Annotated in this window: 8 protein-coding genes; 3 read left to right on the forward strand and 5 right to left on the reverse strand. The window is 69.1% G+C overall.

What is annotated here, in order from left to right:
- Positions 1 to 138: 138 nt before the first annotated feature.
- Genes DM816_RS37750 through DM816_RS37765 form a run of 4 tightly spaced genes read right to left on the reverse strand, consistent with a single transcriptional unit; the run spans position 139 to position 3,636 of the window.
- Positions 139 to 1,350 carry an ABC transporter permease gene (locus DM816_RS37750; protein ID WP_246002583.1) on the reverse strand — a complete coding sequence of 404 codons (1,212 nt, stop codon included), beginning with the start codon at positions 1,348 to 1,350 and terminating at the stop codon, positions 139 to 141.
- Positions 1,347 to 2,003, reverse strand: coding sequence for an ABC transporter ATP-binding protein (locus DM816_RS37755; protein ID WP_211589026.1), 657 nt, complete (start codon positions 2,001 to 2,003; stop codon positions 1,347 to 1,349). The genes DM816_RS37750 and DM816_RS37755 overlap by 4 nt, the downstream gene beginning before the upstream one ends.
- Positions 2,004 to 2,008: 5 nt before the next feature.
- Positions 2,009 to 3,100, reverse strand: coding sequence for a peptidoglycan-binding protein (locus tag DM816_RS37760; RefSeq protein WP_117215300.1), 1,092 nt, complete (start codon positions 3,098 to 3,100; stop codon positions 2,009 to 2,011).
- Positions 3,101 to 3,102: 2 nt separating this feature from the next.
- Positions 3,103 to 3,636 carry a hypothetical protein gene (locus tag DM816_RS37765; protein ID WP_162908246.1) on the reverse strand — a complete coding sequence of 178 codons (534 nt, stop codon included), beginning with the start codon at positions 3,634 to 3,636 and terminating at the stop codon, positions 3,103 to 3,105.
- Positions 3,637 to 3,954: 318 nt separating this feature from the next.
- On the opposite strand from DM816_RS37765, the gene DM816_RS37770 reads away from it, so the two are divergent.
- From DM816_RS37770 to DM816_RS37780, 3 genes are read left to right on the forward strand one after another with little or no spacing between them, the layout of a single operon-like run.
- Positions 3,955 to 4,611: a response regulator transcription factor gene (locus tag DM816_RS37770; protein WP_117215302.1), complete on the forward strand. Its 657-nt coding sequence runs from the start codon at positions 3,955 to 3,957 to the stop codon at positions 4,609 to 4,611.
- Between the two features lie 29 nt (positions 4,612 to 4,640).
- Entirely contained in the window at positions 4,641 to 5,708 is a 1,068-nt protein-coding gene (locus DM816_RS37775; protein WP_211589025.1) for a sensor histidine kinase, read from the forward strand.
- Between the two features lie 31 nt (positions 5,709 to 5,739).
- A complete protein-coding gene (locus DM816_RS37780) occupies positions 5,740 to 6,891 on the forward strand; it encodes a winged helix DNA-binding domain-containing protein (RefSeq protein WP_117215304.1) in 1,152 nt (383 codons plus the stop codon).
- Between the two features lie 2 nt (positions 6,892 to 6,893).
- On the opposite strand, the gene DM816_RS37785 is transcribed toward DM816_RS37780, so the two are convergent.
- Positions 6,894 to 8,102: an alanine--tRNA ligase-related protein gene (locus DM816_RS37785; protein ID WP_162908247.1), complete on the reverse strand. Its 1,209-nt coding sequence runs from the start codon at positions 8,100 to 8,102 to the stop codon at positions 6,894 to 6,896.
- Positions 8,103 to 8,323 lie beyond the last annotated feature (221 nt).

Below are 8,323 nucleotides of genomic sequence, written 5' to 3' on the forward strand. Positions count from 1 at the left end.
GCCTTGCCCACAACCGGATCGTGCACACTTATCACCGACAGCCCTTGGATGATTGATGTTCTTCCCTCGACAAGAAGAATGATCGACCAAGGGCTGTCCACATACGACAGCGGGGTCTCTCGAACCTTAAAGAACAAGCTAGGACGTCGCGAGTGCGGTTGTCGGGGCGAGTCGTGCCGCGCGTGCGGCCGGATAGACCCCGGCTAGAATCCCGATGAGCACCGAAACCCCCACGCCGCCAAGCAAAGCGCCCGGAGGCAGGACCGCCGGCCACCGCTCGGCGACTGCATAGACGGCGGTGAACGCCGTGCCCAGCAGGAGCCCGAGGGCACCGCCGAGCGCCGTCAGCACGACCGACTCGGCGAGGAACTGCCCGCCGACGTGGCGGCGGCTGGCGCCCAGCGCGCGGCGCAGCCCGATTTCCCGGCGGCGCTCCAGCACCGAAATCACCATGGTGTTGGCCACTCCAATGCCACCCACCAGCAGCGCCACCGCGCCGAGGCCGAGGAACAGCGACGAATAGGCGTTGGCGACCAACCGTTGCGCCGCAAGCGCCTCCGAGGGCCGGGAGACGAGCACATGCTCAGGATGCGCCGGATTGACGGTACGCCCCAGCACGGCCTGCGCCGCCTCCACCGCGTCTCCTTCCACGCGGACGAAAATCCGGCTCGGCGAACCGTCGAAACCCAGATATTGCTGTGCGGCGGTCCAGCCGATCAACACCGAATTGTCGACCTCCGGCGCCAGCGGCAGCGGGGCGAGCGTGCCCACCACGGTGAACCAGCGGTTGTCCAGCCACACCAGCGGCGCCGACAGCCCTGGATCGGGTTGCAGCCCAAGGATGTGCGCCGCGCGTGCACCGAGCACCGCCACCGGGTAGCGCTCCGTGGCGGCGTTGAGGAACACCCCCGAGCTCAGCCTGGCCTGCAGCACCTCCGGCAGATCCAGGCGGGTCGCGCTGACCAGCAGCCCGCCCGTCTCGCCAGGCGGGACCCGATCGGACCGGCGCGCCTTGGCCGACGTGAAGCCCAGCGCCGTCACCGACTCCACCGGGCCGACCCGCCCGACCATGCCGACCGACTCGGGTGGGAGCTTGGCCTTGTCGCCGGTCGTCATGTCCTGGCCGGGGGAGACCGTCAACAGGTTGGGCCCGAGCGCGGCCAGCTCCGCCTGCACCGCGGCCTGATTGGACGCCGGGATGCCGATCATCGCGATCAGCGCGGCGATGCCGATGGCGATGCCCAGGGCCGCGAGGGTCGTGCGCACGGGGCGCATGCGGATGCCTATCGTGCCCAGCCGCAGCACGTCCAAAGGCGACAGTCGGGTGCCCGGAGGGATCGGTGTGATCACGCCTTCACCACCCGGCCGTCGAACATCTCGATGCGCCGTCCGAACTTCGCGGCCAGCGACATGTCGTGGGTAATCACAATCACCGTGGTGCCTTCCTCGTTGAGCTCCCGCAGCAGCCGGATCACCCCGGAACCGGAGGAGGAGTCCAGATTGCCGGTGGGCTCGTCGGCCAGCAGGATCAGCGGGCGGTTGACCACCGCGCGGGCGATCGCCACGCGCTGCTTCTCGCCACCGGACAGTTCGGTCGGCAGGTGGTCGACGCGGTGGGCGAGACCGACCCGGTTCAGCGCGTTGTCGGCGGCGGCCCTGCGGGCTCCGGCTGGTACCCCCCGGTAAATTTGGGCTGCCATAACGTTTTCGCGGGCGGACAGGCCATCGGTGAGATGGAAATCCTGGAACACAAAACCGATCCACCACGCGCGCAGCGCGGAGAGGCGGCGGTCCGGCAGCCCGCCGACGTCGTGGCCGTTGATGAGGATCCGGCCGGTGGTCGGGCGGTCCAGCGTGCCCAGCAGATGCAGCATGGTGGACTTGCCCGAGCCGGACGGCCCGACCACGGAGAGCATCTCCCCGGGCGCGATCGACAGCGTCACGTCGCGCAGGGCGTCGATGCCACCCGGATAGGTCCTGCCGACGTCGACCATTTCCAGAATCGGCGTCACGCGGCCATCACCACCTGCATGCCCTCGCTCAGCTCCGGACCGTTGATCTCGACCAGACCGTCGGCGAACATGCCGAGCTCGACAGCGAGCAGCCGGTTGCCACCGTCCTGCACGACCTCGACCGCGTAGCCGCCCTCGCGCAGCGCGAGCAGGGCCTGCACCGGAACGGCCAGCACGCCCTTGCGGCTGGCCCCGCTGAACCGGATCCGGACCGAGCCCGCCTCGGCCTGCTCGGCCAGCTTCGGGTCGTCGAGGGCGATCGTCACCTGCAGCTTTGGTTGCCCGCCGCCCTCGCCGCTGACGCTTTCCACCGCGCGGACCGTGCCCGTCGCGGGGCCCGTGCCGGGCAGGTCGACATTGACCTTGGAGTCGAGCTTGGCGAAGGACCGCTGCGACTCCTCAAGCGACGCGCTGACCACGCGGGTCGTGCCGGTGATGGTGAGGATCGTGCCGGTCGCCGAGCCGGCCAGTTGCGCCTCGACCGCGTCCACCCGGATCGCGCCGGGCAGCACGACGACATCGCCCGGCGAGAGCCGCCCGGTCTGCGGCGCTCCGAGATCCTTCTGCCATCGCTTGAGCGCGGCCGCCGTTGACGCGCGGAACACCCCGTCCTGGCTGCCGACGCTGTAACCGAGCGCCGCGAGATTGCGCTTGAGGATCGCCACGTCTTCGCCCGCGGGCACGCCGGAGGCAAGCTCGCGATACATGGGGGAGTCCCCGAACAGCAGTGGCACCGGCACGGCATCCGCCGCGTAGATGCGCCCACCGCGGTCGATCACCGTGCCCGGCCGCGGGAGCCAGGTGACCGTGCCCGGCCGGCGGCCGACCAGCGGGCTGGTGTGGCCGTAACCGACCGAGCCGATCACCGCGATGTGCTCGACCAGATCGGTCCGCCGCACGGGCGAGGTCATGCGGTTGAGAGAGGGGACGACGGTCGCGGGCGGCGTGCGGTCCAGCTGGCTGAAGACGACCACGCCGCCGGTGGCCAGCACGATGACCGTGACTCCGGCGCTCAGCGCCGCTCGTTGCCGGCGGCGCCGAGCGTGGCCAGGCCCGCGACCGGACTCCGGCCCATTGAGATCCACCATGGTCAGTTCGTCCCGGGAGGCGCACCGGGGCTGCCGTTGACCGCGCCGATCCCGGCCTTGCTCGCGCACTCGCGATATTTGGCGAGCGTCGTCGGGTCCTTGAAGTCGACGCCGTCGGGCAGCTTGATCGCACCCGGGCCGCCGACGTTGGGGTCGGGATCCGGATAGTTGTAGCCCGCGTCCCGCATGCACTTGGCCAGCGCCCGCATGCGCTCCAGATCGGCGGTGCTCATGGGCTGCGGGTTGCCCCCATTGGGCAGGAATTGGCGGCACTTCTTCATCGCCTCCTCCTGCTTCAGGCGCTCCTCGGGGGACATGTTGCTGTCGCCGCCCTGGCCCGTGCCGCCCTCCATGCCGCCGGAGACCCCGCCCGGCTGTGCTCCGTTTTCGCGCATGCACTTCGTGAACGCCTCGTTGGCCGGAGCGGTGGGAGTCTGCATCGACGCCACGTTGGAGTCTTTCGGCCCCTCGGAGCAGGCCGGCAGCGCGATCAGCGCCGGCACGAGAAGCAGCAGGATCAATCGTTGTTTTCGCATGCGTCACCTCGGATGGCCGAATGGAGAGTGTTGCGGTCTTGCGAATGTTCTACCGTGCGGCCGATCTGGATCCCGTAAGAACGAGCGCTTACGCGGTGTTTAACCACGTCTGGGGGAGACTGTAGGAAGTGCGGTGGCAGCTGGCCTCGTCGGTGCGAGAGCCGGCTTGGGCCTTTGCCCGCGTAGCGGAAGCGGAGTGTGACGGGGAAGGCCCGTGGCCGCCAGGCCGCGCGGGCCCGCAGTCGGCCGAGGCGGGGAGGCCGAGGCGGCGGGGGCCGAGCCGAGACGCCCGCCGCCATGGAGCAGAGAGGATGGGTTGTGCGAGTCCTGATCGTCGAGGACGAGGCCGTGATGGCCGAGGCGGTGGCCGATGGGCTGCGCGAGCGGGCCATCGCCGTGGACATCTGCGGCGACGGTGCCAGCGCGCTGGAGATGATCGCGGTGAACAGCTACGACGTCGTGGTGCTCGATCGCGCCCTGCCCGGAGTCCACGGCGACGAGGTCTGCCGGGCCGTCGTGGCCGCGGGCGGTACCCCCAAGATAATCATGCTGACGGCGTCGGCAGAGGTAGAGGACCGGGTGGCCGGGTTGTCACTCGGCGCGGATGATTATCTGACCAAGCCGTTCGCCTTCGCCGAGCTGGTCGCCCGGGTGCACGCCCTGGCCAGGCGGTCCGGGCAGGCCCTGCCGCCGGTGTTGCGCCGCAGCGGCATCGAGCTCGACCTGCCGCGGCATCAGGCATCGCGCGACGGGCGGTTCGTAGCATTGTCCCCCAAGGAGTTCGCGGTCCTCGAAGTGCTGATGCGAGCCGAAGGCGCCGTGGTCAGCGCCGAGGAGATTTTGGAGAAGGCATGGGACGCCCACATCGATCCCTTCACCAACGCAGTGCGAGTGACAATCATGACGCTGCGCAAGAAACTGGGCCAACCGAAGGTGATCGAGACCGTGCCGGGCGTCGGCTATCGGTTGGGATAAAGCTCCGTCTCGCCGCGGTGTGTGGCGGTTTGATTCTGGCCAGCGGCGTGGTGTTGCTCACCGTCAATTATTTGCTGGTACGAGGAAGACTCCCGCAAATCGCAACGGGCAGCAGCGACACGCCCTCGGGTTCGCCCGGCGCGTCGAGCGGGGGTGTGCAGGGTGCCGCGCTGCGCGACTACCGCGCCGAGGTGCTGGAGACGTTGCTGCAACAGTCGTTGATTGCGCTGTGCGTGCTGGTGGTCGTGGCGGCGCTGTTTGGATGGCTTGCGGCGCAACGGATGCTGCGGCCGGTGCAGGCCGTGGTCGCGACGGCGCGGCGGCTGAGCGCCGACAATCTGCAGCAGCGGATCCGGATGCCGGGGCGGCGCGACGAGCTGACCGACCTGGCCGACACCTTCGACGAAATGCTCGACCGGCTGGCGGCTTCGTTCGACAGCCAGCGGCGGTTCGTGGCCAACGCGTCGCACGAGTTGCGCACGCCGCTGGCGGCGCAGCGCACGCTCATCGAGGTCGCGATGGAGCGCACGCCGGGTGGGGACGACAAGCGACACCCCTGGGGGCGCTTGCTGGCCATGAACGAGCGCATCGAGGCCATCATCGAGGGGCTGCTCACCTTGGCGCGCAGCGATCGCGGGCTGCAACGGCGGGAGCGGGTGCGGCTGGACGAGGTGGCGGAGACGGCGCTCGCGGCGCACGAGACCGCGGTGCGGCAGGGCGGGTTCGCGATGCACTCGGTGTTGGAGCCGCGGGTGGTGCTCGGCGACAAGGTGTTGCTGGAGCGGATGGTCGGCAACCTGGTGCAGAACGCCATCAAGCACAACCATTCCGGCGGATCGGTGTGGTTGCGGGTCGGCAGGGAACCGGCGATCGAAATCAGCAACACGGGTCCGGATGTGCCGTCTGAGTCCACGGCCGAGCTGTTCGAGCCGTTCCGGCAGTTGCACCGGGTCAATGGGGCCCATCCGGGGGCCGGGTTGGGGCTGTCGATCGTGGCGTCGGTGGCACGGGCGCACGGCGGGTCGGCGTCGGCGCAGGCGAGGGCGGGCGGGGGCCTGGTCGTGCGGGTTGAGCTGCCCGTTTCGGTGTCGGACTAGCGGTGTCGTAGGGTCGGCGTAGCCTGGCGGCGTGCTTCGGATTTCGGTTGAGCAGCGGCGGGCCCGGCTGGGCGTGCGGCATTTCCTGGCGGCTCCCGCTGGTTCGGTGGTCGATGTGGCGCGTGGGCTGACGGCGCTGCACTCCACCGACCCGACGACGCTGTTCCTGTCGATTTTTGTGCGGATGTCGTCGGTGAAGCCCGAAGATATCGAGCGAGAGCTTTATGAGGCGCGATCGCTGGTCCGGCTGCTGGCCATGCGGCGCACGACGTTCGTGGTGCCGCGGGAGTTGGCGGGCGTCGTGCATGAGGCTTGCGCGGTGCCGGTGGGGGAGAAGGCGCGGCGCACCTATCTGAAGCTCCTCGACGTCGAGTCCGAGTGGCTGCAGCGGGTGGAGCGCGACACCGAGGCGGCGCTCAGCGAGCTGGGGGAGGCGACGGGTGCGCAGCTTTCGGCCGTGGTGCCACAGCTGCGCACGCGGGTTCACCTGGCGGAGGGCAAGAAGTATGAGTCGAGGCAAAACATCACGCCATGGGTCATGATCCTGCTCGCGACGCGGGGGCGGGCGCTGCGCGGCAGGCCCGTTGGCACGTGGTCGAGCACGCAGTGGCGCTGGAGCGCGGCACCGGATGGTTTGTTGGAAGGGTTTTCCGCCGAGGCGGCACGGGTGGAGCTGGCGCGGGTCTGGCTGCGCTCGTTCGGCCCGGCCACCGTCGCCGACCTGAAGTGGTGGACCGGATGGACGGCGGCCCACGTGAAGCAGGCGCTGACCGGAGTCGGGCCGGTCGAGGTCGATATGGACGGTGTGGCGGGCGTGATGCTGGCCGATGACGAGCCCGCGCCGGTGCCATCGCCCGAGCCGTGGGTGGCGCTGCTGCCACCGCTCGATCCGACCCCGATGGGCTGGCAGCAGCGCGAGTGGTATTTGGGCGACCACGCGAAGCTGATGTTCGACGGCACGGGCAACATCGGTCCGACGGTGTGGTGCGATGGGCGTGTGGTCGGCGGTTGGGCGCAACGGCCGTCGGGCGAAATAGTGGTTCGGCTGCTGGAAGACATCGGCGGCCACCAACGGTCCGAAGTGGAGCGTCTGGCCGCCCGGGTCGGGGAGTGGCTCGGCGATGTGCGGGTGAGCCCGCGCGGCCGCACCCGGTCGGTCCTGGAGCGGGAGCTGATGGCCTGAGCCTATGCCCACGCGGTGGGTCGACCGGAAGGGTGGGGGTGGCGGCTGGTTTGGCGGTGGTGGGTCATGAGGGAGTGGAAGCCGTCGAGGTCGACCGGGACGCCCGTCTCGTTCGCGATCTCGATGGTGAGGTCGATCGGAAACCCGTGCGCGTCATGGAGTTTGAACGCCACGTCGCCCGGTACGCGTCCGTGCCGCCGCATCTCCTTGTCTAGCAGGCGCGAGCCGCGTTGCAGAGTCCGCCCAAACTGGGCCTCCTCCTGCGCGACAACAGGGTCACCGGTCAGCTCGCCCAGGATCGGGCCGTCGACACCAAGCAGGCGCAGGTGGCGGATCGTCCGGCGCAGCAGGCGACGCAGCACATGACCGCGCCCCTCGTTGCCGGGCCGAACTCCGTTGCGCAGCAACAGTAGCGCAGTCCTCACGTGATCGGTGACGATACGCAGGCTCGGCCCATCCGGGAGGTCGGGAAGCAGCCTTCGCGCCCCGTCGGTGTCCAGGACGTGGTCGACGCCCTGCAGCACCATCGCGAGGCGATCGACGCCCAGACCCGTGTCCACGCACGGTGTCGGCAACTCGCCCACGATGTCCACATCGGACGATCCCCGAATCACCTGCATGAATACGAGATTCCACAGCTCCAGGTAGCGTTCCTTGTTGACCGCCGGCCCGCCCGCGGGCCCGAACCGCTCGCCGCGATCGTAGAAGATCTCCGTATTCGGGCCGGCCGGACCTGGTACCCCCATAGACCAGAAGTTGTCTTCCAAACCCAGTTTTTGAATTCTGTTTGTGGGTACCGCGAGACGCCTCCACAGGTCGTAAGTCTCCGCGTCGTCGTGGAAGACGGTGACCCACAAGCGATCCCGCTCAAGACGATAGCCATCCGTCAGCAGGCGCAGCGCCCATTCCATCGCCTCGGGCTTGAAATACGACCCGAACGCGAAGCTGCCCAGCATCTCGAAGGAGGTCGCATGACGCGTGGTGCGGCCGATGTTGTCGATGTCGACCGTGCGCACGCAGGGCTGCGTGGACATGAGGCGCGAACTCGGCGGCACGCGCTCGCCCAGGAAGTACGGCTTGAACTGGACCATCCCCGCGCCGGTCAGCAGCATGCCCTCGTCATCGGGGATCAGCGAGCCCGGTGGGATCAGCAGGTGGTCGAGTTCGCGAAAGAACGCGAAAAAGGTCGAGCGGATCTGATGGGAGTGCACGGCAAGCCTCGCAGTCTGTCGTAAGAGAAACAGGACACGAAGGCCGAGCCGGCCGGTGTCGTCAGACCGGCTCGGCGCAGCTAGCTCGCCGCGAGCACGTTTGCATGCAACCAACCATGCCGTCGAGCGGACCCTCCGTCAACCGGATTCGTGCAGGGCGCGGGGGCTGCAGCACCGGGGTGGGGCGGGGCGCTGGGCGCTGATTGGGGGGCCGCTGCGCC

Source organism: Allorhizocola rhizosphaerae, from assembly GCF_003426775.1.
Lineage (GTDB): Bacteria > Actinomycetota > Actinomycetes > Mycobacteriales > Micromonosporaceae > Allorhizocola > Allorhizocola rhizosphaerae.

Excerpts from the sequence above, each read along its gene's own strand:
- DM816_RS37760 (WP_117215300.1), bottom strand. The coding sequence starts at position 3,100 with ATGGTGGATCTCAATGGGCCGGAGTCCGGTCGCGGGCCTGGCCACGCT.
- DM816_RS37765 (WP_162908246.1), bottom strand. The coding sequence starts at position 3,636 with ATGCGAAAACAACGATTGATCCTGCTGCTTCTCGTGCCGGCGCTGATC.